Here is a 25991-nt window from a genome sequence, read left to right as displayed (position 1 = left end):
CATGAATAATGCTAGAAGCTGTGGGGCATTAAGTCATTAAGAATCATCCTGATGGTTAACATTTTTTTAATGGATTTGTCACGCAGAGATGCATATTGTCAAACTATTTGATGTAATACTACCGCTTATCCATAGTAAATCAGAATAATCCGTGGGGGCTACACGAAAATCATTAAGATTATTTATCTATTTAATGAATTTGCCGCAGCGCTAAGGTTTCACGCTGTGGCAGCAGTGCTTACTGCGAGTGTGTCGGACGATCGTTTGGCGACGGCGATGCATCCGCAATGATTTCTGGCAATGGCGTTTCCTTCATCCAGGCAGAGAGCAAGCGGTACGAAACGGCAAGCACCACTGGGCCGATAAACAGGCCGATCATGCCAAATGCCAACAAGCCACCAATCACGCCGCACAGAATCAGCAGCATGGGCAGATCGGCGCCCATGCGTATCAACATCGGGCGGATGACGTTATCCAGCGTGCCCACCACACAACTCCACACCAACAGAATGGTGCCCCAGGTAGTATCACCGCTCCAATAGAGCCAGATTATCGCGGGGATCAGCACCAGAAGCGGTCCCAGTTGCGCCAGACAGAACAGGAACATCACGACGGTCAGCAAGGTTGGGTACGAGATGCCGGAGATGGCGAGGCCAATACCACCCAGCACCGATTGTACGATAGCGGTCACCACCACGCCGAGCGCGACGGCACGAATCGATTGTGCTGCTAGGAGCACCGCTGCATCACCGCGCTCGCGTCCCAGACGAAGCGCAAAGTGGCGCACGCCTTGGGCAACCGCTTCACCTTTATAGTAAAGCAGGGCACTAAAAATCAGCATCAGGCCACAGTGCATCAGGAAACGTCCAATGTGGGCCGCTTGTGATAACAGCCAGGTAGCGGTTTGGCCGATATAGGGCTGCACTTTGGCAAACACGCCGCTGCCGCCACTTTGCAGCAAACGGTGCCAACTTGAAAACATCCTGTCGCCGACAAAAGGCAGGGATGTCAGCCACTCCATACGAGGAGGCGTCAGTTTCTCTTGCCCGGAGGCCCAACTGACGATGGCGGAGGTGTTGTCCATCACTGTGCTGACTAGGATAGAAATCGGCATCACAAACAGCAGGCAAAGCAACAGCGTCATGCCGGTTACCGCTAACGCGCGCTTGCCCCACAGTAACTTCTGCATTTTCAACATCAGCGGCCAGGTGGCAATCACCACCATGCTGGCCCAGGCAAAGCCCAGAATAAAGGGTTGCACCACCCAGAAACAGGCGATGATCATGATAGTGATAAACATCAGACTAAAGAGGATGCGGGGCAAATCAAAACGCTGCTGGTGTGCACTTTGCTGCATCGTTGCAGACAGTGGAGAATGCGCGGCCAGCGGTTTGGGCGATGATGACTTCGTCAATGGAAAATACCTCTGTATAGAGACCCGACGTTGAACAAGTTCCCTGCGATCGCTCGGGTCATCCGGCGGGGATAACTTATAATGGGGCATTTCTCGTGTTTTTGACAGCGTGTGAGCTATTGTGTTAACGCATTCACGGACAGGGTTCCAAAAATCATGCTGGACCACTAGGCAAAAAGTTTTTCTTAGGATGGCGGCGCATAGCGCCGAAATGTGATAAAACGTAAGACCGCGAATTCGCACAATGATTTTTACAATAAACACACTCACAACACGCTAATTATTTTTTTAGTCGACAGACAGGGTCAACACATAATGATCCCACAGATCTCTCATGCACCAGGGCTGGCTCAGCCGGTGCTTAATTTTTTGGATGCTTTGAAGCAACGTGGTTTTACCGGCGATACCGCCACCAGCTATGCCGATCGCTTAACCATGTCGACCGACAACAGCATTTATCAGCTGTTGCCCGATGCGGTGGTGTTTCCCCGATCTACCGCAGACGTGGCGCTGCTGGCGCAGTTGTCAGTACAAGAGTCATACCGTGCACTGACGTTTACCCCGCGTGGCGGCGGTACTGGCACCAATGGGCAAGCGCTAAACCAGGGTATTGTGGTGGATATGTCCCGCTACATGAGCCGGATTTTGGAAATCAATCCAGAGGAAGGTTGGGTTCGCGTTGAAGCCGGGGTGATCAAAGATCAGCTCAATCAGTACCTCAAACCTTACGGCTATTTCTTTGCGCCGGAACTGTCTACCAGTAACCGCGCCACCCTTGGTGGCATGATCAACACTGATGCTTCAGGGCAAGGCTCTCTGGTGTACGGCAAAACCTCGGACCATGTCCTTGGCGTGCGTGCCGTGCTGTTGGGAGGTGACATGCTGGATACTCAGGCGATGCCTGTGGCGCTGGCGCAGCAATTGGCGCAAGAATCTTCACCGATAGGGCGTGTGTATCGCACCGTTTTTGAACGTTGTCGCGACCAGCGTGCGCTAATTCTCGATAAATTCCCCAAACTGAACCGATTCCTGACCGGATACGATCTGCGCCATGTGTTCAGCGATGATATGCAAGCGTTTGACCTGACGCGCATCCTGACGGGCGCTGAGGGGACGCTGGCCTTTATCACTGAAGCTAAGCTGGATATTACGCGCTTGCCTAAGGTCAGGCGTCTGGTCAACGTCAAGTTTGATTCCTTCGATTCAGCGCTGCGCAGCGCGCCTTTTATGTTGGAAGCCAAGGCGCTTTCGGTGGAAACCGTCGATTCCCGCGTATTGAATCTGGCGCGTGAAGATATCGTCTGGCACTCAGTCAGCGAACTGATTCAGGATGTGCCCGGCCAGGATATGCAGGGCCTGAACATCGTTGAGTTTGCTGGGGATGATGAAGCGCTGATCGATGCACAAGTACGTGGGTTATGCGAGCGCATTGATGGCCCGCTCGCGGCCCATGAAGTGGGAGTGATCGGCTATCAGATTTGCCACGATATTGCTGGGATTGAGCGTATCTACGCCATGCGTAAAAAAGCAGTGGGGCTGCTGGGCAACAGTAAAGGGCAGGCCAAGCCAATCCCCTTTGCGGAAGATACCTGTGTGCCGCCGCAGCATTTGGCGGATTACATTGTCGAGTTTCGTGCGCTGCTCGATAGCCATAATCTGACCTACGGCATGTTTGGTCACGTGGATGTGGGCGTACTGCATGTGCGTCCGGCCTTGGACATGTGCGATCCGCAACAGGAAATGTTGATGAAACAGCTTTCCGATCAGATTGTTGCGCTGACGGCCAAATATGGCGGTCTGCTGTGGGGGGAACACGGTAAAGGGTTCCGCGCCGAATACAGTCCGGCCTTTTTTGGCGAAGAACTGTATAACGAACTGCGGCGCATCAAAGCCGCCTTCGATCCAGATAACCGCCTTAACCCAGGCAAGATTTGCGCGCCGTTGGCCGTCGATGCGCCGATGATGCGTATTGATGCCGATAAGCGTGGCACCTTCGATCGCCGTATTCCGCTGGCGGTGCGTACTTCGTTTCGTGGCGCGATGGAGTGTAACGGCAACGGGCTGTGTTTCAACTTTGACGTGAACAGTCCGATGTGTCCTTCCATGAAGATCAGCGGAAACCGTATCCATTCGCCGAAAGGGCGAGCGACGCTGGTACGCGAATGGCTGCACTTACTTGCCGAGCAGGGGATCGATCCGGTGGCGCTGGAGCAGTCGTTGACCGCACGCTCGCCCAGCCTGCGTGGTTTGATTGAAAAGACGCGTAACAGCTGGCGCGCGCGCAAAGGCGAGTATGACTTCTCTCATGAAGTGAAAGCGTCCATGTCCGGGTGTCTGGCCTGTAAAGCCTGTTCAACCCAATGTCCGATCAAGATAGATGTTCCGGGATTCCGTGCACGTTTCCTCCAGCTTTACCACACGCGCTATTTACGTCCCGCGCGTGATTATCTGGTGGCCGGTGTAGAAAGTTACGCGCCGCTGATGGCGCTGAGCCCTAACACCTTCAACTTCTTCCTGAAAATGCCGCTGGTTGACGCCTTGAGTCTCCGGACAATCGGTATGACCGATCTGCCGTTACTCTCTTCCCCCTCGCTGCGCCAGCAATTTGCTGGACACCCAGCAATGACCACTACGCTGGAGCGGTTGGAAAGTGTCGCCGCCGCATCCCGCGATCGGTATGTGCTGATTGTGCAGGACCCGTTTACCAGCTATTACGATGCGCAAGTGGTGGCCGATTTGGTGCATCTGGTGGAAAAACTGGATCTCAAGCCAGTACTGCTGCCCTTCTCACCTAACGGTAAGCCGCAGCATATCAAAGGCTTTTTGACACGTTTTGCTAAAACCGCAGCCAAAACCTCGGATTTCCTGAATCGAGTTGCCAAGCTGGGCATGCCAATGATTGGCGTCGACCCGGCGTTGGTGCTCTGTTATCGCGATGAATACCGTGAAATTCTGGGTGACAAACGCGGTGATTTTCAGGTACAACTGGTGCATGAGTGGCTGCTGCCGCTGCTGTCGGCGAGAATGCCCCCGGCCACGCCGCGCGATGATGCATGGTATCTGTTTGGTCACTGTACCGAATCCACTGCGCTGCCGACCAGTAGCAAACAGTGGGCCGATATCTTTGCCCGCTTCGGTGCCCGACTGGAGAATGTCAGTGTTGGCTGTTGCGGCATGGCAGGCACCTATGGTCATGAAAGTAAAAACATCACTGATTCCAAGGGGATTTACGCCTTGTCTTGGCAGCAGGCATTGCAAAAATTACCCTCTGCACGCTGCCTGACAACCGGCTATTCCTGCCGCAGTCAGGTGAAGCGGATGGAAGGGCAAGGGTTGCGTCATCCGTTGCAGGCGCTACTGGATCTCGTCTGACTGGAGAGAGTTATGCTGTGGAAAAGACCGGCTACGCTGGAGCAGATTAATCAGCACAGCCAAGGCTGTATGATGGAGCACTTGGGGATTCGTTTTACCCGTATTGCAGAAGATACTCTGGAAGGTACGATGCCGGTGGATGCGCGCACGCGTCAATCCTTCGGCCTGTTGCACGGCGGGGCTTCGGTGGTGCTGGCGGAGTCGCTCGGCTCCGTGGCGGGCTACCTATGTACCGAAGGGGAACAGCGTGTCGTCGGGATGGAGATTAACGCCAACCATTTACGCGCTGTGACCTCTGGCGAGGTGCTAGGGGTGTGCCGCGCGCTGCACGTTGGGCGCCGTAATCAGGTGTGGCAAATCGATATTTACGACGATACTCAGCGTCTGTGCTGCACGTCTCGCCTCACCACCGCGGTGGTAACACCTTAATCCGGTACTAACCGCAGAATGTGCGCCGTTAGGCGCGCATTCTGGCGGTCTCGTCCTTCAAGGTAAAAAAGGCACACGCCGTACAAAATCGGTCTGAAAAGCGGTGGCCTTATCCCAACTGCCTTCAAGGCTGAGCTGATGGCAAATCAGCTTTAGCGTGTTGCGTGCAAAATAGTAGCTCTGCATGCGGAAGAGATGGTAGCGCCCTTCGTTATTAATCTCTTTTATCAAACGGTTATGTAATTTTACCAGTGCATGCAGGTAGCTCTCATCATCGCCGTTCTTACGGCACAGATCGATCATCTCCATGCAGGAATTATGGTAGCGGCGCAGGTGATCGATATGGCTTTCCTGCTGATTCAACCGTGCTTCGGCCATATAAAAATCTACGGTGACATCCCTGATCAAGAATTTGTACTCATCAATCTGATGCTGTAGCCAGGCATTCACGGATTGCATAGGGATCACCATGGATATTAATGATAATCATTATCATATTTCTAATGTTCATCGGGATCAAGCTATCGCCTCGTAATAGAGAAAAAAAAGTATACGGCCTGATAGGACTTTTTATGGTCAATAATTGCGCAATCAAACCATAAAATCGGTCACTATTTTTCCTGTTTTAAAAATAGTTATTGTCTATGAATATTATAATTATGATAACAATATGTTGATGTTAATTAGTTGGTATGTCACGTGATGGTAAATTAGTTATTTTATATCAACAGGTTATTTTTTTATTGTTAGTCTATAAACGTGTGGGCCGGCAAAAAAACGGTTTTTTTCAGGCGCCGCTGAAATGTTACAAATACACCTGCGAAACAAGAGGTTGAAGCAATAATCATTATCACTAACATTAGGCTCAGACAGAGCTTTTCTGAAACGAGATACGGCGGATGCAAACGGGAAACGTAGAAACATTTTCACTGGATGAGAATACCTGGAAAGGGTTGACGCTGACGGCCAGTGCCGCTCAACAAATCCTGCGTCTTGTCCAGTCTGATGACACGGTGAAAGGGTTATAGACAACCGATTTAAAAATGATTACAGCCAATGCCCTGATATGTGGAAAAAAATACAGCTAATTGTTATCAAAATAATGTCGCTTGGCTATGCGTTTGAGCGTCAAGCAATCAGGATGTGCAGAGTTTGGTTATGTACTGGATCTGGTCAACGCACCGGATGCGGGTGATCTGGTGTTCGAGCGCGAGGGCGCACACCTGTACGTCCCTTTAAAGGCGATGCCTTTTATCGATGGCACCGAACTGGATTATAGCCAACCGACTTAAAAATGATTACAGCCAATGCCCTGATATGTGGCAAAAAAATACAGCTAATTGTTATCAAAATAATGTCGCTTGGCTATATCAGGGATTGACGGCGCAGCAAGTGCTGGCACTTGACGTGCGACCTTTCTTTGCGGAACTGGCGCTGAGCCAGCATTTAACGCCATCTCGCTCACAGGGGCTGGAAGCGATGCTGCGCGCCATTCGCGTCAAAGCGTCTACCTTGCCCTGATCCTGCCAACCAGCCTGTTTACTGCGGGCTGGTTCACTCAAGCACGGCGTGTGTGCGCCAGCTGCTTGGTTTTTCAGATTACCCCACTGGTTATTACCAGAAACTCCTTTTATTTTGTCGTGGTGCTTTGTCAAGAACTGCATATTAACGCATTGATTAGCAAATAAAACCTGAGGGTATTTTTGGCATGCTACACTTGCAGAATCCGACGGAAGTAGCCGCATTCAGGCCCCTGCTGGTATCAATGACAAACGAATAATAACGTCAACCTGTAGAGATTTTCGTATGAAGCGTATGTTTACACTTTTGGGTATGGTACTGGCGACCTACCTTGTAGGAAGCTCGGCGGTGAGCACCACCGAATACCCATTGCCCCCTGTGGGCAGCCGACTGATCGGTGAGAACATTGCCTACCCGGTGCCCCATGATGGTCGGCCGCTGGAAGCGATTGCGTCTGATTTCAAAATCGGCCTGTTGAATATGCTGGAAGCCAATCCTGGCACCGATCCCTATTTGCCAACGCCGGGTTCCACCTTGACCATCCCAACGCAGATGCTGCTGCCGGATACGCCGCGCGAGGGCATTGTCGTCAATCTGGCTGAGTTGCGTCTCTACTATTACCCGAAAGGGACGGGCACCGTCATTGTTTTCCCGATCGGTATCGGTCAGCAGGGGCGTAACACCCCGTTGATGGTCACGTCGGTCAGCGAAAAACGTGCCAATCCGACCTGGACGCCGACGGCTAACATCCGTAAGCGTTATTTGGAAGAAGAGGGCATCAAACTTCCGGCGGTTGTCCCGGCGGGGCAGGATAATCCGATGGGGCTGCATGCCCTGCGTCTGGCGACCCATGGGGGGTGGTATTTGCTGCACGGCACCAATGCTAACTTCGGTATTGGATATGCGTGTCAGTTCCGGCTGTATACGTCTGCGTGCCGATGACATTGAATGGTTGTTTAATAACGTACCGGTAGGCACCCGAGTGCAGATCATCAATGACGCGGTGAAAACCTCGGTGGAGCCTGACGGCAAGCGTTACATTGAAGTGCATCAGCCACTGTCTAAAACGTCCAAGGACGATCCACAAACCATGGCAATTCCGCTGAATAAACAGATTCAGAGCTTTATCCATGCGGCGGAAACGGATAGCCAAATAGTGGCCGATGCTATTGTACGCCGTTCCGGGATGCCGATTCTGGTCAGCGCCGGACAAAGCGTCGAGCATTTTCAGGAACCTGCGCTAACAGCGCCTGAGACGCATCAGGCTGCGCCTATCTCTTCTGTGAACATCTTACTAATACATCGTTAAAACGCGCTCAGCCACCGTTGAGCGCGTTTTAACGCCACTCCTCGGTGAAAACCGGAACATGTTGTTCTCAATGCCAGATTTTCTGAATCTTGTGATGTGCGTCAGCGGGTTGCGGGAGGCGTTAGTGACATGTGCTGAATAGGCAAAAGGGCAGGCAAAAAAATGGCGCACACTGTGCGCCATTTTCACTACTTAAGCAATTCTTACTTTTTGTAAGTACGAACTTGGTTGTCCAGACGCTGGTTAGCACGAGCTGCGTCATCTTTAGCAGCCTGTACATCAGCGCGGATTGCGTTCACGTCGTTGCTCAGCTGATCAACTTTAGCGTTCAGAGTCTGAACGTCAGAAGACAGCTGGTCAATTTTAGCATTGCTGGAGCAGCCCGCCAGCAGAGTAGAACCCAAGATTACCGCGCCCAGTACCAGTTTAGTACGATTCATTCTTAATACCCTCTAGATTGAGTTAATCTCCATGTAGCGTTACAAGTATTACACAAAGCTTTTTCTAATGAGAATAAATTTTTGATGAGAACATGCTTAATTTTGATCGTTCGCTCAAAGAAGCAGCGAGTTTTACAGAGCAGTTAAAAAAGGAGTGAAAACAGCGGTATTTTATGATGCGAATTGGGGATATATTCTGCGGAAATAGGTGGATCGGAATAGTGCTTATTTACTGAGTGTAGTCGATTGATAACATAAAAATATAAAAAAGCGCCATTTACGGCGCTTTTTTACTATCGGCCATTTATTCACTCCCGATCGCGCGTTGACTGGCTGTCGCACAGTTAACGGCAACGGCCAGTGTAAACGATCAGAGGAGGTGTACGGATGCCGTGTTAGTGGTGCCACTGGAAACCAGCGCGCCAGAAACCATCACAACCACATCGCTAGGCTGTGCGTAACCGCTTTTCAGCGCAGCTTCTTTGCCAATGCGATAGAAGTCGTCGGTAGAGGAGATTTCGCTCACCAGCAGCGTGTCAACGCCTTTGCTCAGCAGCTTGACGTGCAGTGATGGCATTGGTGGTCAGTGCCAGAATACGCGCGTGCGGGAAGTATTTACGGATGGATTTCGCAGACTTGCCGCCGCTGCTCGCTACCACGATTAACGGCGCATCCAGTTTTTCTGCGGTTTCTACCGCACCGCGGCATACCGCTTCGGTGATACGCATTTTGGTAGAGTCTTGCTGTGCATCCAGACGCGCGTTCATCACCACGTCAGTGCGCTGACAGATGGTCGCCATGATGGTGACGGCTTCCAACGGGTATTTCCCTTTGGCGCTTTCGCCAGACAGCATAACTGCATCGGTACCATCGATAATGGCGTTCGCGACGTCGCCGGCTTCTGCGCGGGTTGGGCGCAGTTTTTTGATCATGGAGTCCAGCATTTGGGTGGCAGTGATAACCACTTTACGTGCTTTGTTGCATTTTTCGATCATCATCTTCTGGGTGAAGATAACTTCTTCAACCGGAATTTCCACGCCGAGGTCACCACGGGCAACCATGATGCCGTCAGACGCTTCTAGGATGTCGTCAAAGTTGTTCAGACCTTCCTGGTTTTCAATTTTGGAGATGATCTGGATGTTTTCGCCGCCGTGGGCGTTCAGGTGGGCACGGATCTCTTCGACGTCAGAACGCTTACGGATGAAAGAGGCAGCGACGAAGTCAACGCCTTGCTCACAGCCGAAGATCAAATCGCTTTTGTCTTTTTCAGCCAGTGCAGGCAACTGAATAGATACGCCCGGCAGGTTCACGCCTTTTTTCTCGCCTAGGTCGCCGTTGTTCAGCACCTTACAAACCACTTCACCGTTGTTAATGGCGGTGACTTCCATACCAATCAGACCATCATCCACCAATACGGTGTTGCCGACGGACAGGTCAGTGGAGAAACCTTCGTAGGTAACCGCAACACGCTCTTTATTACCGATAACCGTTTGGTCAGTGGTGAAGGTAAAGGTCTGGCCTGCAACTAGGCTAACGTCCGCACCGTTTTCCAGTTTCATGGTACGGATTTCTGGCTCTTTGGTATCCAGCAGAATAGCGGCTTGTTTACCGGTCTTCTCGATGACCGCGCGCATGTTTTTGATACGCTGCCCGTGCTCAGCATAATCCCCGTGTGAGAAGTTAAGACGCATCACATTCATGCCTGCATTCAGCATGTTGGTCAGTATTTCCTCTGATTCGGTTTTCGGACCGATAGTACAAACGATTTTAGTCTTTTTCATACGAGTGTTTTCTACAAGTTGTGATGGATAAAAAAATCATGAGTTCGCGGGCATCGGATACTACGAGGACGACGAAGGGAATGTGTTTGCGAGTCCAGAGCGAATAGTAATTGTAGCGGGTAACGATGAATGAAAGATGATGGACGTGGCCTGTTACCACTGGCGGTAAGCCGAGTGCGGTGATATGCTGCAACCGTGTCGCTCGCCACCGGTAAAACGCGTCTTTCAACCTTAAGCGCGTCTCGGGGAGTTATGTTTGCAGTAACAGTGTCTAATCGTAGTATTTTCGGCACGTCGATTTGCTGAAACCATTCAATGAAACAACGTTTCGTATTATAGTTATAACGCATGGGGAAACAAGATAATTACGCTGCTAAGATAGCGCGTTTTCTTGTGTTTGCGCAAAAAAACTAACGATTTTGTCATTTTCCCTCATTTTCTTTCTTTTTATTGCGCAACTGCACAGTGGTGAGTTTACGCTGCGCTCACGGATAGTCTACGGTAAACGACTGCTGCGATTATGAGCGATACCTAGGTGTGCTAGTGAAAAAAGGCTGTGTTTCGGTCTGGAAAACACAGCCTGAGTGCATTTTGTGTGGTTTTCTGTTCGTTGAACCTGAAGAGGTCTGTTTACCGGTTTTCCAAACCGCGTTCCTGACGTTCCGTACGGATCTGGTTTTCATTATCACGCAGGTAAGCATCAAGCTGCGTCACTCCGGTACGCACCTGCTGCCATTGGTCAGCATACCGCGCTTTGGGGGTGGTAGAGTTAGCGGCATCCCATGCCAGCGCTTTGCTAATCGCTGCGCGCTAGGCTTTGGACGATCCGCCTGCCCATTCATTGATCGCTTGCCCCAGTGTTGCATTAAGGGCATCCATTGCCGCAGGTTCACCATCGGGCGGCAGTTCGGGGTGTGCCAGTAAATGGTAGCACCAGCGCAATTGACCAACATAAAACCAGGTCACAGCCTCATCCTTATGGCCGGTTTCAAGCAGTTGTTTGGCGTACAGATATAGCCAAGCGACATTATTTTGATAACAATTAGCTGTATTTTTTTGCCACATATCAGGGCATTGGATGTAATCATTTTTAAGTCGGTTGGCTATAGAGTTCGCTGGGATGTTTCTTGGCCAAACTGGCATCCGTGTCTTGTTGGGATGTTGTTGTCATGGTGAGATGTGTGGCAGCAGGCGCTGCGTGTGCATAAGCGGTGAGCGTTGCCAGAAGCAGGGTTGATAACAGGCGTTTCACGCTGACTCCAAAGAAATAGAAAAAACATGAGCTTATCGCTAATCTGGTTCGAGTGAAACTGTGAACACTCATATATAGCTAAACGACTTAATTTTGATTACATTATTTAAATGAGCTATTCAATTGATTTTAGACGTAAAGTGATATCTACACGGGAAGAAGAAGGGTTGAGTATCCAAGAAACAGCGAAGCAATTTCGGATTGGCCCTGCCTCTGTATTGCGTTGGATTAATCAAATAGCGTCAAAAGCATCGACCACGCGTCAGCGAAAGATCGATAAATCCGAGTTGATAAAAGATGTTGAACCATATCCAGATGCTTACCAAAAAGAACGTGCAGAGCGTTTTGGTGTTTGTCAGAAGGCCATTTGGCAAGCTCTTAAAAAGCTGGGATTGACCTATAAAAAAACGCTACGTCATCCAAAAGCCGACGAAAGCGCCCGGCAAGCATTTTAACAAAAAATACAACAGTATGAAAAAGAAGGTAAGCCTATTGTTTTTATTGATGAAAGTGGTTTTCCACACAATACCCCACGGACTCACGGCTATTCCCCAAAAGGTCAACGGTGTTTTGGCCTGAAGAACGGGGGAGCCAAGGGAAGAACAAATGTTATCGGCACGTTATTAGGCACAACGCTGTTTGCTATCGGATTATTTGATATCAATATTAACAGCGATGTTTTCTATTCCTGGGTCACACAAGTCCTTATCCCAGTACTCCCTAAATGGACAATGCAACTTTTCACAAAAAACATAATATTCAACAAGTCATCATCGATGCAGGGTATATGGTGGAGTATTTGCCTACATATTCGCCAGATCTTAACCCCATTGAGCATAAATGGGCACAAGCAAAAAGTAAAAAAAGAGAGAGTGGTTGCGATACAGAGATTTTGTTCTCAGTCCATATGGTGTAATCAAAATTAAGTCGCTTGGCTATAACACGCGCAATGGCTACTCCACAAAGACTGTTACCACCGGCGATGGTCCGCTGGAACTGCGTACACCACGTGATCGTGATGCTTCCTTTGAACCGCAACTGCTGAAGAAGAATCAGACTCGGATCTCCGGGATGGATAACCAGATTTTATCGTTGTATGCCAAAGGGATGACCACCCGCGAAATTGCCGCTGCGTTCAAAGAACTGTATGACGCGGATGTCTCACTCGCCCTAGTATAGAAGGTCACCGATGCCGTTATGGAGCCGGTTGTTGAATGGCAAAACCGCCCCCTGGATGCGGTTTATCCCATTGTTTACCTTGACTGTATCGTTCTGAAAGTCCGGCAGGACAGCCGCGTTATCAATAAGTCTGTGTTCCTGGCGCTGGGTATCAATATCGAAGGCCAGAAAGAGCTACTGGGGATGTGGCTGGCCGAAAATGAAGGTGCAAAGTTCTGGCTGAACGTGCTGACAGAACTGAAAAACCGTGGCCTGACCGACATCCTCATTGCCTGTGTGGACGGCCTGAAAGGGTTCCCGGATGCCATCAAGACGGTCTACCAGGAAGCCCGCATCCAGCTGTGCATCGTGCACATGGTGCGCAACAGTCTGCGCTTCGTTGCCTGGAAGGACTATAAGGCGGTAACACGCGACCTCAAAGCAGTGTATCATGCTCCAACCGAAGAGGCCGCGCTTCAGGCGCTGGAGACGTTCGGTGGGACATGGGATCACCGCTATTCGCAGATAAGCCGGAGCTGGCAGTCAAACTGGGCCAACCTGTCGACATTCTTCTCGTACCCGCAGGAACTTCGCAAGGTAATCTACACGACGAACGCTATAGAATCACTGAACAGCGTGCTCCGGCATGCAATCAAGAAACGCAAGGTGTTCCCGACTGATGACTCAGTGAAGAAGGTTGTATGGCTGGCAATCCAAGGGGCATCACAGAAATGGACGATGCCCTTACAGGACTGGCGTATGGCAATGAGTCGCTTTATAGCAAAGCGACATTATTTTGATAACAGCCAGCTATGCTTTTTTGCCGCATATCAGGGCATCTGTTGTAATCATTTTTAAGTCGTTTTTCTATATTATCGAGTTCGGTGACCGTCTTGGCGGTCACTTCTGAGGAAAGGCATTTACACAAAATCTTAAACAGGCTCTAATAAAGCGCCGATAACATTTGTTCTTCCCTTGGCTCCCCCGTTCTTCAGGCCAAAACACCGTTGACCTTTTGGGGAATAGCCGTGAGTCCGTGTGGTATCGTGTAGAAAACCACTTTCATCAATAAAAACAATAGGTTTACCTTCTTTTTCATACTGTTGTATTTTTTGTTAAAATGCTTGCCGGGCGCTTTCGTCGGCTTTCGGATGACGTAGCGTTTTTTTATAGGTCAATCCCAGCTTTTTAAGAGCTTGCCAAATGGCCTTCTGACAAACGCCAAAACGCTCTGCAGGTTCTTTTTGGTAAGCATCTGTATATGGTTCAACATCTTTTATCAACTCGGATTTATCGCTCTTTCGCTGACGCCTGGTCGATGCTTTTGACGCTATTTGATTAATCCAACGCGATACAGAGGCAGGGCCAATCCGAAATTGCTTCGCTGTTTCTCGGATACTCAACCCTTCTTCTTCCCGTGTAGATATCACTTTACGTCTAAAATCAATTGAATAGCTCATTTAAATAATGTAATCAAAATTAAGTCGTTTTGCTATATATGTCCGGTGTATGACAACCGCATGTCAGCGCAAGGTGGGACGAGAACATACCCATCGGGCCAAGCTCGACATTCCCCGTCATGGTGCACATTGCGCGATATCGGTGTTTAATTCTGGTGAAATGCGCCTGCATGAAGCGCAGTAACTCGATGATAGTTCAGCCTCATGGCTTCATCGATTCAGAGGCTGTGAACCACAGTGATAACATTACCCTCATGTGACATTAACCGCAGAAAATGTGCTTCGCGATTGATTGAACAACCACCAAGCGCGATTCCCTCCGCATTTGGTGAAAAAATAAATAAATTCCGGCCAAGCTATTCATTTATGATATTGGTTAGCGAGGCAACCACGACCGAGGCCACGATGCCGACCATTTCACTGCGCCACATTGAAATTTTTCATGCCGTCATGACCACCGGTAACCTCACCGAGGCAGCTGCGTTGCTCAATACCTCGCAACCCACCGTAAGCCGTGAGCTGGCACGCTTCGAGCATCTGGTGCAGATGCCGTTGTTCGAGCGGGTACGCGGCCGCCTTCACCCGACGGCGCAGGGGTTGCAACTGTTCGAAGAGGTGCAACGCTCCTACTACGGGTTGGATCGCATCATCAATGCCGCGCACGACATTCGACGTTTTGAACAGGCACAGCTTTCTATCGCCTGCCTGCCGGTATTTTCTCAGTCCCTGCTTCCTAACATATGCAAACCGTTGCTGGACAGCTATCCCTCACTCAGCCTGCACGTCATACCTCAGGAATCGCCGCTGCTGGAAGAGTGGCTGTCAGCACAGCGCCACGATCTGGGGTTGACGGAGAACAGCGTGACGCCCGCAGGCACCGAGCGCCACACCCTGCTGACGTTGAACGAAGTGTGCGTGCTGCCCACACAGCACCGTTTAGGCGCGCGTCAGATACTGACGCCAGAAGATTTTCGCCATGAGCGATTTATCAGCCTTTCAAGTAGCGATAGCTATCGCCAACTGCTGGACAAACTGTTTGATAGCGCCGGGATAGCGCGTGATATGGTGCTGGAAACCCACAGCGCAGCATCAGTGTGCGCCATGGTGCGCGCCGGTGTTGGCATTTCTATCGTCAACCCGCTCACTGCTTTGGATTACGCTGCCTCCGGCGTGGTGGTGCGCCCGTTCAGCATCGCGGTGCCTTTTACCGTCAGCATGATTCGCCCACTGCACCGCCCAGCCTCCGCGCTGGTGGATACCGTGATCGCCCATCTAACGCGCTATACGGCAGGCATTGCCGAACAGTTGGAGGCGGTGCTGGTGCTCTGAGTGGCTCACTATTCCGCTTTCAGCGCCTGCCAGCGCGGCTCATGGGCGAACCAGTGTACCAAAAAGTCCAGCAACGCACGCAGTGCAGGCGGCATATATTGACGAGACGCGTAGATGCCGTAGATACCCATATCCTGCGGTCGGTACTCTGTCAGCAGCTGTACCAGCGCGCCGATGGCAAGATAGCGTTGAACCGAGTAGCGCGGTTGCAGTGTGATGCCCGCACCTTCCAGCGCGCTGGATAGCAGCACTAGCGATTCGTTGCCGCTCAGATTGCCGCTCACGGGCACGGTAACCGGCTCATTTTCATGGGTAAAATTCCACAGGCTTTTGCCAAAGTAGGTGTAGGTCAGACAGTTGTGCAGCGAAAGATCGCTCAATTGACGCGGCATTTCCTGTTTTGCCAGGTAAGAGGGCGCAGCGCACAGCACGGAGGCACACTGGCCGAGCGGGCGAGCAATCAGGTTGGGATCGAGTGCATTGGTGATACGCAGGGCTAGATCAATGCGATCTTCTACCAGATTGATCGCACGGTTATTCATCTGCATATCCACCGCCACGCGCGGATGGCGTTGCAAAAATGCCGTGACCGCCACCCCCAGCGATGTTTGTCCAAGGGATTGAGAGCAGCTGACACGCAGCAGTCCGCCGATAGACGCCACATCCGAGGCATTTTCCACCCGCATATCTCCCGCCAGCGCCAACATCTCACGACAGCGTTGCAAGGTTTTCTCCCCCGCATCGGTTAGACTCAATTTACGCGTGGTGCGATGCAGCAAACGAGCCTGCGCCCAAGTTTCCATTTCATTCAGGTAGCGGCTCACCATAGCGCGCGACATATCCAATAGCTCGGCGGCAGCGCTCATGCTCCCTCGTTCAACAATAGCGACAAACACTTCAGCAGCAGTGATGCGATCCATGATTAGTTCGATTTATGCAACAGAGAAACCAGCATTTAGCCATTTTTATTACGATAATTGCAACTTAAGATAGCCCCCGTTGCGTACTTTTAAACGAATCGAACTTTTAACGAATAATGAATGGAATTTCTGCTATGAAAAAATCTACCTTAACGCTGGTTGCTGCCGCCATCCTGAGCATGACTACCGTGGCTCACGCCGCCTCTCCGTTGAAGCTTGAAGTCTTTAACCCCGCTGAAGCCAGTATTTTCCCGGTATCATCCGCGCTGATTGTTGCTGAACATGAAGTGACACTGATTGACGCTCAGTTCCAACGTAACGACGCACAAACGTTGGTGGGTCGCATTAAAGCCACTGGCAAGCCGCTGAAAACCATTTATATCAGCCATTCCGATCCGGACTATTATTTCGCTCTGGATGTGATCAAGGCCGCCTTCCTAGACGCAAAAGTGATTGCCACCCCGGCAACCATCGCGGCGATCGAAGCCAGCTAGGCGGGTAAAGTCGCCTACTGGGGCCCGATCATGAAAGAGAATGCACCGCAAAAGATTATCGTGCCAACGCCATTGAAGGGTGACAGCTTCACCGTTGACGGTCAGAAGTTGGAAGTGAAAGGCCTGACAGGGCCTACGCCGGATCGCACTTTTGTGTGGATCCCGTCGATGAGCACCGTGGTGGGAGGGATTCCGGTTTCCGCTAATATCCACCTGTGGATTGCCGATACCCAAACGCCACAATCTCGCGCTGACTGGCGTCAGACGTTACAACAGATTGAGCAGTTAAAACCGAAACAAGTGGTACCGGGTCACTTCCTGCCGCCGATGGATTACAGCCTGAGCAGCGTCACGTTCAGCCTGCAATATAGCCAACCGACATTATTTTGATAACAGCCAGCTATGCTTTTTTGCCGCATATCAGGGCATCTGTTGTAATCATTTTTAAGTCGGTTTGCTATACCTGAACACGCTGGAAAAAGCGCTGGCTACCAGTAAAGATTCTGCTGCGCTGATCGATACCATGAAAAAGCAGTACCCCGACCTGCACGAAGAGTCCAGCCTGGAACTGAGTGCCAAAGTGCTTAAAGGTGAAATGAAATGGCCGCAGTAACCCTATACTATATAGCTAAGCGACTTAATTTTGATTACACTATATGGACTGAGAACAAAATCTCTGTATCGCAACCACTCTCTCTTTTTTTACTTTTTGCTTGTGCCCATTTATGCTCAATGGGGTTAAGATATGGCGAATATGTAGGCAAATACTCCACCATATACCCTGCATCGATGATGACTTGTGGAATATTATGTTTTTTGTGAAAAGTTGCATTGTCCATCACAACTACACTGTTTTTAGGGAGTACTGGGATAAGGACTTGTGTGACCCAGGAATAGAAAACATCGCTGTTAATATTGATATCAAATAATCCGATAGCAAACAGCGTTGTGCCTAATAAAGGAGCCTGTACACGAGATTGTGTAATTGCCTGGTTTTGATATGTTCAATCCAACATCAAAAGCAGGTTACTTTATGGACGAAAAACAGTTACAGGCTCTGGCTAACGAGCTGGCCAAAAATCTCAAAACCCCTGACGCTCTCAACCCGTTTGATCGCCTGCTGAAAAAGATCAGTGTTGAAGCTGCCCTTAATGCTGAAATGACCCATCACCTCGGGCATGAGAAGCCCCAGTCCAAATCTGGAACTAACACGTGCAATGGCTACTCCACAAAGACTGTTACCACCGGCGATGATCCGCTGGAACTGCGTACACCACGTGATCGTGATGCTTCCTTTGAACCGCAACTGGTGAAGAAGAACCAGACCCGGCTCACCGGGATGGATAACCAGATTTTATCGTTGTATGCCAAAGGGATGACCACCCGCGAAATTGCCGCTGCGTTCAAAGAACTGTATGACGCGGATGTCTCACCCGCCTTGGTATCGAAGGTCACCGATGCCGTTATGGAGCAGGTTGTTGAATGGCAAAACAGCCCCCTGGATGCGGTTTATCCCATTGTTTACCTTGACTGTATCGTTCTGAAAGTCCGGCAGGACAGCCGCGTTATCAATAAGTCTGTGTTCCTGGCGCTGGGTATCAATATCGAAGGCCAGAAAGAGCTACTGGGGATGTGGCTGGCGAAAATGAAGGCGCAAAGTTCTGGCTGAACGTGCTGAGAGAACTGAAAAACCGTGGCCTGACCGACATCCTCATTGGCTGTGTGGACGGCCTGAAAGGGTTCCCGGATGCCATCAACACGGTCTACCCGGAAGCCCGCATCCAGTTGTGCATCGTGCACATGGTGCGCAACAGTCTGCGCTTCGTTGCCTGGAAGGACTATAAGGCGGTAACACGCGACCTCAAAGCAGTGTATCAGGCTCCAACCGAAGAGGCCGCGCTTCAGGCGCTGGAGACGTTCGGTGGGACATGGGATCACCGCTATCCGCAGATAAGCCGGAGCTGGCAGTCAAACTGGGCCAACCTGTCGACATTCTTCTCGTACCCGCAGGAACTTCGCAAGGTAATCTACACGACGAACGCTATAGAATCACTGAACAGCGTGCTCCGGCATGCAATCAAGAAACGCAAGGTGTTCCCGACTGATGACTCGGTGAAGAAGGTCGTATGGCTGGCAATCCAGGCGGCATCACAGAAATGGACGATGCCCTTACAGGACTGGCGTATGGCAATGAGTCGCTTTATAGCAAAGCGACATTATTTTGATAACAATTAGCTGTATTTTTTTGTCACATATCAGGGCATTGGCTGTAATCATTTTTAAGTCGGTTGGCTATATTATCGAGTTCGGTGACCGTCTTGACGGTCACTTCTGAGGAAAGGCATTTACACAAAATCTTAAACAGGCTCAAAGCGCCGATAACATTTGTTCTTCCCTTGGCTCCTCTGTTCTTCAGGCCAAAACACCGTTGACCTTTTGGGGAATAGCCGTGAGTCCGTGGGGTATCGTGTGGAAAACCACTTTCATCAATAAAAACAATAGGTTTACATTCTTTTTCATACTGTTGTATTTTTTGTTGAAATGCTTGCCGGGCGCTTTCGTCGGCTTTCGGATGACGTAGCGTTTTTTTATAGGTCAATCCCAGCTTTTTAAGAGCTTGCCAAATGGCCTTCTGACAAACGCCAAAACGCTCTGCACGTTCTTTTTGGTAAGCATCTGGATATGGTTCAACATCTTTTATCAACTCGGATTTATCGCTCTTTCGCTGACGCGTGGTCAATGCTTTTGACGCTATTTGATTAATCCAACGCGATACAGAGGCAGGGCCAATCCGAAATTGCTTCACTGTTTCTCGGATACTCAACCCTTCTTCTTCCCGTGTAGATATCACTTTACGTCTAAAATCAATTGAATAGCTCATTTAAATAATGTAATCAAAATTAAGTCGTTTATATAAGAATATTCCTATTTTCGCGGGTTCAAATAAAAGAATAGCAAGCCCTTTTTTCTATGGGGTAAAGACCTGAGGAAAAACTTCCCGAAGATCAACCGTTATGCATACCGGAGATAACGTTCGCTGCGAAGCATATAGCATTAATGTGGCAGGATAGTGAATTTTTAGCCTTGACCTTCGTGCCCAGAATCGCTATTGATACCCTGTGGGTGCTCGAAAAGCACTCACTGTTTTCTTTCCACCAGATGAATAATGAGGGAAATGAGGCATGAAGAGACAGAAACGAGATCGTTTGGAACGGGCGCAATCGCGCGGCTATCAAGCAGGACTTTCCGGAAAGTCAAAGGAACTTTGTCCTTATCAATCTATTAATGCCCGATCTGAATGGTTGGGAGGCTGGCGGCAAGCCATGGAGGACAGGGCGGTTACAGCGTAGTCTCCTTTTGTACCGGTCTCATTGATTTGTCCTTAATGACCTCCGCACATTTGCGGAGGTTTTTGCTTTTAAAGCAAGCCACAGGATATACAACGTGTCGTGCAGCGAAGCGTATAGCCAAGCGACATTATTTTGATAACAATTAGCTGTATTTTTTTGCCACATATCAGGGCATTGGCTGTAATCATTTTTAAGTCGGTTGGCTATAATAAGTCAAAGCGCACAGAGAGAAGATGTTTTGTCTCATAGCGATGAATCAACAGCATGCTATTAAATGAGAAAGGAAACGGTCAAGAGAGCGGTGTTTTTTGTGAAGAACTTATCCTCAGCAATATTGATGCTCGGTCGTGCGGGTATCGATATTCCAAACGGCATGTTCCCCCTCCATACCACTTACTGTAAATACACGTGCAAGAAACGAAAAGCAGAGCAGTTGGCTATCACTTCAATCAAGCCGATTTTTAATCGTCGCATCAACGGCAAGGCGAAAGAAAGGTTAACTGGATTGATAAAACAATATTATGTAAGCGCAGCTACGGCAGTGAATGTTTTTAGCTGGCGGTGAGGGAGGGATTCGAACCCTCGATACGTTTTCACGTATACACACTTTCCAGGCGTGCTCCTTCAGCCACTCGGACACCTCACCGGATTGTTCGCCATCAGTATGCTGCGGCGACGGGCGCTAATGTAGGTAAATTGCCGGGCAGCGTCAATGAGTTTATGCAACAAAATGCGCGTTTAGTTAAACTTAATGCAATTTGCTGATTTACTGACCTATTCTGGTTTAAATAGGGCGCTATCAATGTGTTAAATTTTCGTTATGGCTGCAGCGCAGGCTGCCAGTGTCAGTGAGAAATGGTATGCTGGCGGTGAAATGCCTAGCTAGGAGAGACCATGTATCCCGTCGATTTACATATGCATACTGTCGCCAGTACCCACGCCTATAGCACCCTGCATGATTATATCACAGAGGCTAAACGGAAAAACATCCGCCTGTTTGCCATCACCGATCATGGTCCAGACATGGCAGATGCGCCGCACTATTGGCACTTTATGAATATGCGCGTGTGGCCGCGATTGGTGGATGGTGTTGCCATCCTGCGTGGTATTGAATCCAATATCAAAAATCGTCAGGGTGACATTGACTGCACCGGGATCATGCTGGAGCAAATGGACGTGGTCATTGCCGGCTTTCATGAACCGGTGTTGCCACTGCAGGATCTTGTTACTCACACCGAGGCGCTGATTGCTACCATGGCCAGTGGCAATGTACATATCATCAGTCATCCAGGCAACCCCAAATATCCGATTGATATTGCCGCCGTGGCTCAAACCGCAGCGCACTATGACGTAGCACTTGAGTTGAATAATTCCTCGTTTATGCATTCACGCAAGGGCAGTGGACCCAACTGTCGCGCCATTGCTGAGGCGGTACCTGATGCGGGCGGAAGGCTCGCGCTTGGCTCTGATTCCCATATAGCATTTACCTTGGGCGATTTTACTCACTGCGAACGTATTGTGCAGGAAATTGATTTTCCGCAAGAGCGTATACTGAATGTGAGCCCGCGCCGCGTTTTAGATTTTCTGGAACAACGAGGTCGCTCTGCGATAGCAGAACTGGCGGCTTTGTAATTTTTAGTGACGTTGTCACTTAATCGCCATAATAACAACAGGTATGACATGAACGAATTCTCATTGGTATGCCGGCTGCTCGGTACGCTGTTTAATCGGGCCCCTGACGATGCCGTGGTGACCCCTTTGTTGACGATGATTGAACAGGGCAAACTCAAGCCACATTGACCGCTTAATCAGGATGCTTTGCTGGAGCGCATGCAGCAGGGTGTTGATATGAGCGCATTAACTACCGATTATCACGCGCTATTTATTGAACAGGGCGGGGCGGTTTCCCCTTGGCGCTCTTCCTATGTCGAGGATGAGGAAGAAGACGCGGTTCGCGTTTTTCTACAACAGCGCGGCATACCGCTCAAAGAAGGCGCTGTTGACCATTTTGGCGCGTTGCTGCTGGCTGCATCATGGCTTGAAGATCAGGCTGGGGAAGATGAAAATGTCGCACAGCTGGCCCTGTTTGACGGGTTTTTGCTGCCGTGGAGCGATCGGTTTCTTGGTAAAGTCGAAAGCCACGCCACCACGGCATTTTATCGCACGCTGGCACTGCTAACACGCGAGGTGCTGGAGGCGTTACGAGAAGATTTGGTGGAAGAAGAGGACGACGAGGACGCGCAGGATAGTCCAGACGCGTAAATCGGTTCATCAGGGCGGGAAAACCCGCCCTGCTAAAGGCTTAATCCGTCAACTGAATGGCAATTTGACCCGGTTTTACCTCAATGCCTTTTGCCAGTTTTTTGGCTAAGGCTTCCGTTTTGCTATTTTCATCATTGAGCACATAGGCTGGTTTCTGATCAAAATAGTTCTTCAATGCCTGATTTAAATAGGGCGTCAGCGTTTTGAACACGGTATCCATCTTCTCTGGTGTCACTTGATAATCCAGCAGTTCCATTTCTTTGAGGTAAATGGCGCTGTTAGTTTTATCAAACACCGGTTGTGCTTTCAGAGTAAGCACAACATCCGCTGACTGGGCACCCAGCAACGAACTGATGTCCACTTTGGCATGGCCTGACAGGGTGACTTTGCCCGGTTCGGCACGTCCGATCTGGCTGCTGAGATCGTTCAACACGATGGTGGCATCGACTACGCCTGGAATGCCGATCTGTTTTTTAAAATCATTGTGTTTTTGCAGATAACGGTTTACATCTTGCTCGCTAAGAGAATATTGCGTGAGCCGATCGCAGCCACTAACAAGTAACGTCAGCGCCACTGCGGCAATGGCGGCTATCCCTGATTTTTTCATTGATGTTCCTCTGCACGTGCTGTGTTTCTGAAGTATGGCTGTTTAACGATAGAAAGGGTGCCTTGAGCTTAGCAGAAAATCTGCGGGGCTAATGGGCGAAGATATACACTGCCTTATTAGCCCCTAGTTAGCTATCAGATAGCGCTGAAAGCGCAGAAATTGGCAGTTAGCGCCAGCGTTATAGCCAAGCGACATTATTTTGATAACAATTAGCTGTATTTTTTTGCCACATATCAGGGCATTGGCTGTAATCATTTTTAAGTCGTTTAGCTATAATCGATCCCATGTAAAACAGGCTGATAAGCATTAGCAGCGTTGGCAGCGTGGTTGTCATGCCAATAGGAAACAGGCTGAGCGTTAATGATAAACAGGCCTGCCATGAGACGCTGTTCCAGACGAAAGCGTTTTTCGCTCCAGCGCGCAATCGAATAGAGCAAGCTGAGCGATAGCATAGCTTCAATCGCATACATCCATTTCACCGCAGAGCGTCAGCACATAAATCAGAAAGCGTCGATCGCGTAATGACGCGCAGCAGACCTTCTGAAATCGGCGCACAGATAACCGCCCCGGCACTGCCTTGCATCATCAGTAGTGAGTAGAAACGGCCACGTTCCTGCGGACGAACCAGCTTTACCACCAGTGCGGTGCACGGAGGATCGAACAGCGTGCTGCCTAGGCCAGAGAGCGCACAGGAGAGCCAAAGCAGCTAGGGTTCAGTGGCGATAGCCATAAAAACAAAACCGGCAGCGCGCAACAACATGCCGGTGATGATCATCGGTTTGGCACCAAACCTGTCGGCAATGGCCCCGCCAAAAACACCTAATCCCTGTTGAATAAACTGACGTAATCCGAGAGCGATGCCCACCAGTATAGCTAAACGACTTAATTTTGATTACATTATTTAAATGAGCTATTCAATTGATTTTAGACGTAAAGTGATATCTACACGGGAAGAAGAAGGGTTGAGTATCCGAGAAACAGCGAAGCAATTTCGGATTGGCCCTGCCTCTGTAGGAGTTATTAGCAAATCTGGTGTATGGCGATAGGCTACGTTCCGCTCTGATGCTTCGTGAATCTGTTCTCCATCCTTAAATTGGACGTTGCTTACAACCAGGGTCAGCAGGTCAAATCCTCTTAGTCGGTTCCAGCTTTTCTGAGCAGACTGGAGCAGCTTAAATACCATACCATTGACAGGGTTGTTTCTCTCGAACCACCGTTCTTCGCGCCTCTGCTTCGTAGCCTCACAGTCGCAAAAGCCGATTCAATCGGATTTGTCGTTCTTATTGACGCCCAGTGCTCTGACGGGAAGTCGTAGAATGCCAGCAGTTCTTCTCGAGCTTTCTCCAGCTTCTTCATCGCTGCAGGATACTTCGCTGAAAACCTTGCCAACAAAACATCAAAGGCTTCATTAGCGGCATCGCGGCTCTCTGCTAGCCAAACCTCCCGCAGCTCAGCCTTAACTTTCGGTTGCATGGCTTTGGGGAGTGAAGCCAACACATTAGCGGTTTTGTGCACCCAACAGCGTTGGTGCTGCGTGTCCGGGAATATCTTTGCCATTGCATTCCAAAAACCAAGGGCACCGTCTCCCGTAGCCAGCTTGGGAGATACGGTTAGGCCACGTGCTCGCAGGCCATTAAGAAGTTCGGCCCAGTTTGCTTCTGACTCTCGATAACCATCTTCGACCGCAACCAGCTCCTTACGTCCATGCTCAGTGGCGCCGATAATGACCAGCAGGCAAAGGCGATCATCTTGCCTGACATGGCTGTATATGCCATCGGCCCAGAAATAAATGTAGCGCGTATCGCTTAAATCACGCAGGCACCATTGCCTGTGCTCTTCAAGCCATTGCTGTTTCAGTCTGCTGATGGTACTGGCAGAGAGGGCATTCGCTTTTTCACTGAGAAGCGCCCTCAGGGCTTCGTGAAAATCACCGGTGGATATGCCTCGCAGGTACAGCCATGGTAGCAACTCTTCGACGCTTTTTGCACGTTTCAGATAAGGCGGCAACAACGCGCTGTTGAAGCATATTCCGTTGCCACTGAGCTCTCTGACCTTAGGCACTTTAATTTCAACATCCCCAATACCCGTCTGTATGGTTCGCGGTGGCAAATAGCCGTTACGAACGACAACATGACGCCCGTCGTCAAGGCGGCGTTCAGCATGTTGTTGCAGCATGGCTTCGAGCTCAACCTCAACGGCGGCAGCTATCAGTTGCCTGGCACCATTACGAATGAGTTCATGCAAGGGATCACCGGCAATATCTGGTTCTGCGGAGAGCTGTAGGGTAGACTTTTTCATGGGGTATCATCTCTCTGTTGTTGAAATCATCCACGAAATCAATCAGCAGGATACGCCACCCTCCCCGAAACCCCGTACACCAGAAATGAGCATAACTCGCCTCTGTATCGCGTTGGATTAATCAAATAGCGTCAAAAGCATCGACCACGCGTCAGCGAAAGAGCGATAAATCCGAGTTGATAAAAGATGTTGAACAATATCCAGATGCTTACCAAAAAGAACGTGCAGAGCGTTTTGGCGTTTGTCAGAAGGCAATTTGGCAAGCTCTTAAAAAGCTGGGATTGACCTATAAAAAAACTCTACGCCATCCGAAAGCCGACGAAAGCGCCCGGCAAGCATTTCAACAAAAAATACAACAGTATGAAAAAGAAGGTAAACCTATTGTTTTTATTGATGAAAGTGGTTTTCCACACGATACCCCACGGACTCACGGCTATTCCCCAAAAGGTCAACGGTGTTTTGGCCTGAAGAACGGGGGAGCCAAGGGAAGAACAAATGTTATCGGCGCTTTATTAGGCACAACGCTGTTTGCTATCGGATTATTTGATATACCCGTGATCATTGAAGATGCTTGATTTTACGCGGTAAGAAGATC

Annotated in this window: 22 protein-coding genes, 1 tRNA gene and 12 pseudogenes; 20 read left to right on the top strand and 15 right to left on the bottom strand. The window is 49.8% G+C overall.

The window, feature by feature from the left end; genetic code table 11:
* Positions 1-238 precede the first annotated feature (238 nt).
* Positions 239-1357, bottom strand: coding sequence for an AI-2E family transporter YdiK (gene ydiK / locus ACD630_RS17545; RefSeq protein WP_430360122.1), 1119 nt, complete (start codon positions 1355-1357; stop codon positions 239-241).
* Between the two features lie 372 nt (positions 1358-1729).
* Between ydiK and ydiJ the strand changes: the two genes are divergently transcribed.
* Together ydiJ and ACD630_RS17535 are read left to right on the top strand one after the other, a co-directional pair.
* Entirely contained in the window at positions 1730-4786 is a 3057-nt protein-coding gene (gene ydiJ / locus ACD630_RS17540) for a D-2-hydroxyglutarate dehydrogenase YdiJ (protein ID WP_430359809.1), read from the top strand.
* Between the two features lie 12 nt (positions 4787-4798).
* A complete protein-coding gene (locus ACD630_RS17535; RefSeq protein WP_430359808.1) occupies positions 4799-5215 on the top strand; it encodes a hotdog fold thioesterase in 417 nt (138 codons plus the stop codon).
* 57 nt (positions 5216-5272) lie between these two features.
* Here the strand turns inward: ACD630_RS17535 and ACD630_RS17530 are convergent, their stop codons facing one another.
* Complete coding sequence (locus ACD630_RS17530; protein ID WP_430359807.1) at positions 5273-5674, bottom strand: hypothetical protein; 402 nt, start codon at positions 5672-5674, stop codon at positions 5273-5275.
* A 440-nt stretch (positions 5675-6114) separates the two neighbouring features.
* Here ACD630_RS17530 and ACD630_RS17525 point away from each other — a divergent pair, with 440 nt between their 5' ends.
* The 4 genes and pseudogenes from ACD630_RS17525 (at position 6115) to ACD630_RS17510 (ending at position 8045) form a co-directional block, all read left to right on the top strand.
* Positions 6115-6243: a hypothetical protein gene (locus ACD630_RS17525; RefSeq protein ID WP_430359806.1), complete on the top strand. Its 129-nt coding sequence runs from the start codon at positions 6115-6117 to the stop codon at positions 6241-6243.
* Between the two features lie 93 nt (positions 6244-6336).
* Positions 6337-6492: pseudogene (locus tag ACD630_RS17520) on the top strand (iron-sulfur cluster biosynthesis family protein); the annotation flags it as partial.
* Positions 6493-6580: 88 nt separating this feature from the next.
* Positions 6581-6736: pseudogene (locus ACD630_RS17515) on the top strand (SufE family protein); the annotation flags it as partial.
* 285 nt (positions 6737-7021) lie between these two features.
* Positions 7022-8045 (top strand): annotated as a pseudogene (locus tag ACD630_RS17510) (L,D-transpeptidase family protein).
* Between the two features lie 203 nt (positions 8046-8248).
* Here the strand turns inward: ACD630_RS17510 and ACD630_RS17505 are convergent.
* The 3 genes and pseudogenes from ACD630_RS17505 to ACD630_RS17495 all read right to left on the bottom strand — a co-directional run bounded on the left by ACD630_RS17505 (position 8249) and on the right by ACD630_RS17495 (position 11409).
* Positions 8249-8485, bottom strand: coding sequence for a major outer membrane lipoprotein (locus tag ACD630_RS17505; RefSeq protein WP_195312335.1), 237 nt, complete (start codon positions 8483-8485; stop codon positions 8249-8251).
* A gap of 370 nt (positions 8486-8855) precedes the next feature.
* Positions 8856-10266 (bottom strand): annotated as a pseudogene (pykF, locus tag ACD630_RS17500) (pyruvate kinase PykF).
* Positions 10267-11076: 810 nt separating this feature from the next.
* A complete protein-coding gene (locus ACD630_RS17495; RefSeq protein ID WP_430359805.1) occupies positions 11077-11409 on the bottom strand; it encodes a hypothetical protein in 333 nt (110 codons plus the stop codon).
* A gap of 219 nt (positions 11410-11628) precedes the next feature.
* Between ACD630_RS17495 and ACD630_RS17490 the strand changes: the two genes are divergently transcribed.
* From ACD630_RS17490 to ACD630_RS17475, 4 genes and pseudogenes are all read left to right on the top strand, one after another.
* Positions 11629-11973, top strand: coding sequence for an IS630 transposase-related protein (locus ACD630_RS17490; protein WP_430359804.1), 345 nt, complete (start codon positions 11629-11631; stop codon positions 11971-11973).
* 6 nt (positions 11974-11979) lie between these two features.
* Positions 11980-12246 (top strand): annotated as a pseudogene (locus ACD630_RS17485) (transposase); the annotation flags it as partial.
* The gene (locus tag ACD630_RS17480; protein WP_430359251.1) at positions 12243-12434 is read left to right on the top strand and encodes a transposase; all 192 of its coding nucleotides are present in this window, start codon (positions 12243-12245) and stop codon (positions 12432-12434) included. The pseudogene ACD630_RS17485 and the gene ACD630_RS17480, both read left to right, overlap by 4 nt.
* Before the next feature lie 17 nt (positions 12435-12451).
* Positions 12452-13534, top strand: a pseudogene (locus tag ACD630_RS17475) (IS256 family transposase); the annotation flags it as partial.
* A 74-nt stretch (positions 13535-13608) separates the two neighbouring features.
* Here ACD630_RS17475 and ACD630_RS17470 read toward each other — a convergent pair.
* Together ACD630_RS17470 and ACD630_RS17465 are read right to left on the bottom strand one after the other, a co-directional pair.
* Positions 13609-13746: a transposase gene (locus ACD630_RS17470; protein WP_430360121.1), complete on the bottom strand. Its 138-nt coding sequence runs from the start codon at positions 13744-13746 to the stop codon at positions 13609-13611.
* A gap of 45 nt (positions 13747-13791) precedes the next feature.
* Positions 13792-14136 carry an IS630 transposase-related protein gene (locus tag ACD630_RS17465; protein ID WP_430359803.1) on the bottom strand — a complete coding sequence of 115 codons (345 nt, stop codon included), beginning with the start codon at positions 14134-14136 and terminating at the stop codon, positions 13792-13794.
* A gap of 405 nt (positions 14137-14541) precedes the next feature.
* Here ACD630_RS17465 and ACD630_RS17460 point away from each other — a divergent pair, with 405 nt between their 5' ends.
* On the top strand, positions 14542-15465 hold the full coding sequence (locus ACD630_RS17460) for a LysR family transcriptional regulator (protein WP_430360120.1): 924 nt from the start codon (positions 14542-14544) through the stop codon (positions 15463-15465).
* 8 nt (positions 15466-15473) lie between these two features.
* Here ACD630_RS17460 and ACD630_RS17455 read toward each other — a convergent pair whose 3' ends face one another.
* Positions 15474-16385, bottom strand: a complete 912-nt coding sequence (locus tag ACD630_RS17455; RefSeq protein ID WP_430359802.1) for a LysR family transcriptional regulator — start codon at positions 16383-16385, stop codon at positions 15474-15476.
* 134 nt (positions 16386-16519) lie between these two features.
* Here ACD630_RS17455 and ACD630_RS17450 point away from each other — a divergent pair.
* Positions 16520-17492 (top strand): annotated as a pseudogene (locus tag ACD630_RS17450) (MBL fold metallo-hydrolase).
* 34 nt (positions 17493-17526) lie between these two features.
* On the opposite strand, the gene ACD630_RS17445 reads toward ACD630_RS17450, so the two are convergent.
* Positions 17527-17799, bottom strand: a complete 273-nt coding sequence (locus tag ACD630_RS17445; RefSeq protein WP_430360119.1) for a transposase — start codon at positions 17797-17799, stop codon at positions 17527-17529.
* Between the two features lie 113 nt (positions 17800-17912).
* Here ACD630_RS17445 and ACD630_RS17440 point away from each other — a divergent pair.
* Positions 17913-19114, top strand: a pseudogene (locus ACD630_RS17440) (IS256 family transposase).
* Between the two features lie 13 nt (positions 19115-19127).
* Here the strand turns inward: ACD630_RS17440 and ACD630_RS17435 are convergent.
* Positions 19128-19760 carry an IS630 transposase-related protein gene (locus tag ACD630_RS17435; RefSeq protein WP_430359801.1) on the bottom strand — a complete coding sequence of 211 codons (633 nt, stop codon included), beginning with the start codon at positions 19758-19760 and terminating at the stop codon, positions 19128-19130.
* A gap of 301 nt (positions 19761-20061) precedes the next feature.
* Here ACD630_RS17435 and rmf point away from each other — a divergent pair, with 301 nt between their 5' ends.
* Together rmf and ACD630_RS17425 are read left to right on the top strand one after the other, a co-directional pair.
* Positions 20062-20229, top strand: a complete 168-nt coding sequence (gene rmf, locus ACD630_RS17430) for a ribosome modulation factor (protein WP_195312963.1) — start codon at positions 20062-20064, stop codon at positions 20227-20229.
* Positions 20230-20503: 274 nt separating this feature from the next.
* On the top strand, positions 20504-20794 hold the full coding sequence (locus tag ACD630_RS17425; RefSeq protein WP_430359800.1) for a hypothetical protein: 291 nt from the start codon (positions 20504-20506) through the stop codon (positions 20792-20794).
* On the opposite strand, the gene ACD630_RS17420 is transcribed toward ACD630_RS17425, so the two are convergent.
* Positions 20786-20875 (bottom strand) — tRNA-Ser (locus ACD630_RS17420). The genes ACD630_RS17425 and ACD630_RS17420 overlap by 9 nt on opposite strands.
* Positions 20876-21123: 248 nt before the next feature.
* Between ACD630_RS17420 and ACD630_RS17415 the strand changes: the two genes are divergently transcribed.
* Complete coding sequence (locus ACD630_RS17415) at positions 21124-21861, top strand: phosphatase (protein ID WP_430359799.1); 738 nt, start codon at positions 21124-21126, stop codon at positions 21859-21861.
* A gap of 48 nt (positions 21862-21909) precedes the next feature.
* A pseudogene (locus ACD630_RS17410) lies at positions 21910-22491 on the top strand (TorD/DmsD family molecular chaperone).
* Positions 22492-22531: 40 nt separating this feature from the next.
* On the opposite strand, the gene ACD630_RS17405 reads toward ACD630_RS17410, so the two are convergent.
* The 3 genes and pseudogenes from ACD630_RS17405 to ACD630_RS17395 all read right to left on the bottom strand — a co-directional run.
* Positions 22532-23098, bottom strand: coding sequence for a lipoprotein (locus ACD630_RS17405; RefSeq protein WP_430359798.1), 567 nt, complete (start codon positions 23096-23098; stop codon positions 22532-22534).
* Between the two features lie 123 nt (positions 23099-23221).
* Positions 23222-23353: a hypothetical protein gene (locus ACD630_RS17400; RefSeq protein ID WP_430359797.1), complete on the bottom strand. Its 132-nt coding sequence runs from the start codon at positions 23351-23353 to the stop codon at positions 23222-23224.
* Positions 23343-23972, bottom strand: a pseudogene (locus ACD630_RS17395) (MFS transporter); the annotation flags it as partial. The pseudogene ACD630_RS17395 and the gene ACD630_RS17400, both read right to left, overlap by 11 nt.
* 31 nt (positions 23973-24003) lie before the next feature.
* On the opposite strand from ACD630_RS17395, the gene ACD630_RS17390 reads away from it, so the two are divergent.
* Entirely contained in the window at positions 24004-24144 is a 141-nt protein-coding gene (locus tag ACD630_RS17390) for a hypothetical protein (protein WP_430359796.1), read from the top strand.
* On the opposite strand, the pseudogene ACD630_RS17385 reads toward ACD630_RS17390, so the two are convergent.
* Positions 24144-25396 (bottom strand): annotated as a pseudogene (locus ACD630_RS17385) (IS256 family transposase); the annotation flags it as partial. The gene ACD630_RS17390 and the pseudogene ACD630_RS17385 sit on opposite strands and share 1 nt — an antisense overlap.
* A 110-nt stretch (positions 25397-25506) precedes the next feature.
* Here ACD630_RS17385 and ACD630_RS17380 point away from each other — a divergent pair.
* Together ACD630_RS17380 and ACD630_RS17375 are read left to right on the top strand one after the other, a co-directional pair.
* A pseudogene (locus ACD630_RS17380) lies at positions 25507-25704 on the top strand (IS630 transposase-related protein); the annotation flags it as partial.
* Positions 25678-25971, top strand: coding sequence for a transposase (locus ACD630_RS17375; protein WP_430360118.1), 294 nt, complete (start codon positions 25678-25680; stop codon positions 25969-25971). The pseudogene ACD630_RS17380 and the gene ACD630_RS17375, both read left to right, overlap by 27 nt.
* Positions 25972-25991 lie beyond the last annotated feature (20 nt).

This window comes from Symbiopectobacterium sp. RP (genome assembly GCF_050472005.1).
In the GTDB taxonomy this organism is placed as follows: domain Bacteria; phylum Pseudomonadota; class Gammaproteobacteria; order Enterobacterales; family Enterobacteriaceae; genus Symbiopectobacterium.
The sequence above is the reverse complement of the archived record's forward strand: the minus strand, read 5'-3'. Positions and strand labels throughout refer to the sequence as shown.

What these genes read in the sequence shown, in the direction of transcription:
- ydiK (WP_430360122.1), bottom strand. Translation starts at nt 1,357, where the DNA reads ATGCAGCAAAGTGCACACCAGCAGCGTTTTGATTTGCCCCGCATCCTC.
- ydiJ (WP_430359809.1), top strand. Translation starts at nt 1,730, where the DNA reads ATGATCCCACAGATCTCTCATGCACCAGGGCTGGCTCAGCCGGTGCTT.
- ACD630_RS17535 (WP_430359808.1), top strand. Translation starts at nt 4,799, where the DNA reads ATGCTGTGGAAAAGACCGGCTACGCTGGAGCAGATTAATCAGCACAGC.
- ACD630_RS17530 (WP_430359807.1), bottom strand. Translation starts at nt 5,674, where the DNA reads ATGCAATCCGTGAATGCCTGGCTACAGCATCAGATTGATGAGTACAAA.
- ACD630_RS17525 (WP_430359806.1), top strand. Translation starts at nt 6,115, where the DNA reads ATGCAAACGGGAAACGTAGAAACATTTTCACTGGATGAGAATACCTGG.
- ACD630_RS17505 (WP_195312335.1), bottom strand. Translation starts at nt 8,485, where the DNA reads ATGAATCGTACTAAACTGGTACTGGGCGCGGTAATCTTGGGTTCTACT.
- ACD630_RS17495 (WP_430359805.1), bottom strand. Translation starts at nt 11,409, where the DNA reads ATGCCAGTTTGGCCAAGAAACATCCCAGCGAACTCTATAGCCAACCGA.
- ACD630_RS17490 (WP_430359804.1), top strand. Translation starts at nt 11,629, where the DNA reads ATGAGCTATTCAATTGATTTTAGACGTAAAGTGATATCTACACGGGAA.
- ACD630_RS17480 (WP_430359251.1), top strand. Translation starts at nt 12,243, where the DNA reads ATGGACAATGCAACTTTTCACAAAAAACATAATATTCAACAAGTCATC.
- ACD630_RS17465 (WP_430359803.1), bottom strand. Translation starts at nt 14,136, where the DNA reads ATGAGCTATTCAATTGATTTTAGACGTAAAGTGATATCTACACGGGAA.
- ACD630_RS17460 (WP_430360120.1), top strand. Translation starts at nt 14,542, where the DNA reads ATGCCGACCATTTCACTGCGCCACATTGAAATTTTTCATGCCGTCATG.
- ACD630_RS17455 (WP_430359802.1), bottom strand. Translation starts at nt 16,385, where the DNA reads ATGGATCGCATCACTGCTGCTGAAGTGTTTGTCGCTATTGTTGAACGA.
- ACD630_RS17435 (WP_430359801.1), bottom strand. Translation starts at nt 19,760, where the DNA reads ATGAGCTATTCAATTGATTTTAGACGTAAAGTGATATCTACACGGGAA.
- rmf (WP_195312963.1), top strand. Translation starts at nt 20,062, where the DNA reads ATGAAGAGACAGAAACGAGATCGTTTGGAACGGGCGCAATCGCGCGGC.
- ACD630_RS17425 (WP_430359800.1), top strand. Translation starts at nt 20,504, where the DNA reads ATGAGAAAGGAAACGGTCAAGAGAGCGGTGTTTTTTGTGAAGAACTTA.
- ACD630_RS17415 (WP_430359799.1), top strand. Translation starts at nt 21,124, where the DNA reads ATGTATCCCGTCGATTTACATATGCATACTGTCGCCAGTACCCACGCC.
- ACD630_RS17405 (WP_430359798.1), bottom strand. Translation starts at nt 23,098, where the DNA reads ATGAAAAAATCAGGGATAGCCGCCATTGCCGCAGTGGCGCTGACGTTA.
- ACD630_RS17400 (WP_430359797.1), bottom strand. Translation starts at nt 23,353, where the DNA reads ATGATTACAGCCAATGCCCTGATATGTGGCAAAAAAATACAGCTAATT.
- ACD630_RS17390 (WP_430359796.1), top strand. Translation starts at nt 24,004, where the DNA reads ATGAGCTATTCAATTGATTTTAGACGTAAAGTGATATCTACACGGGAA.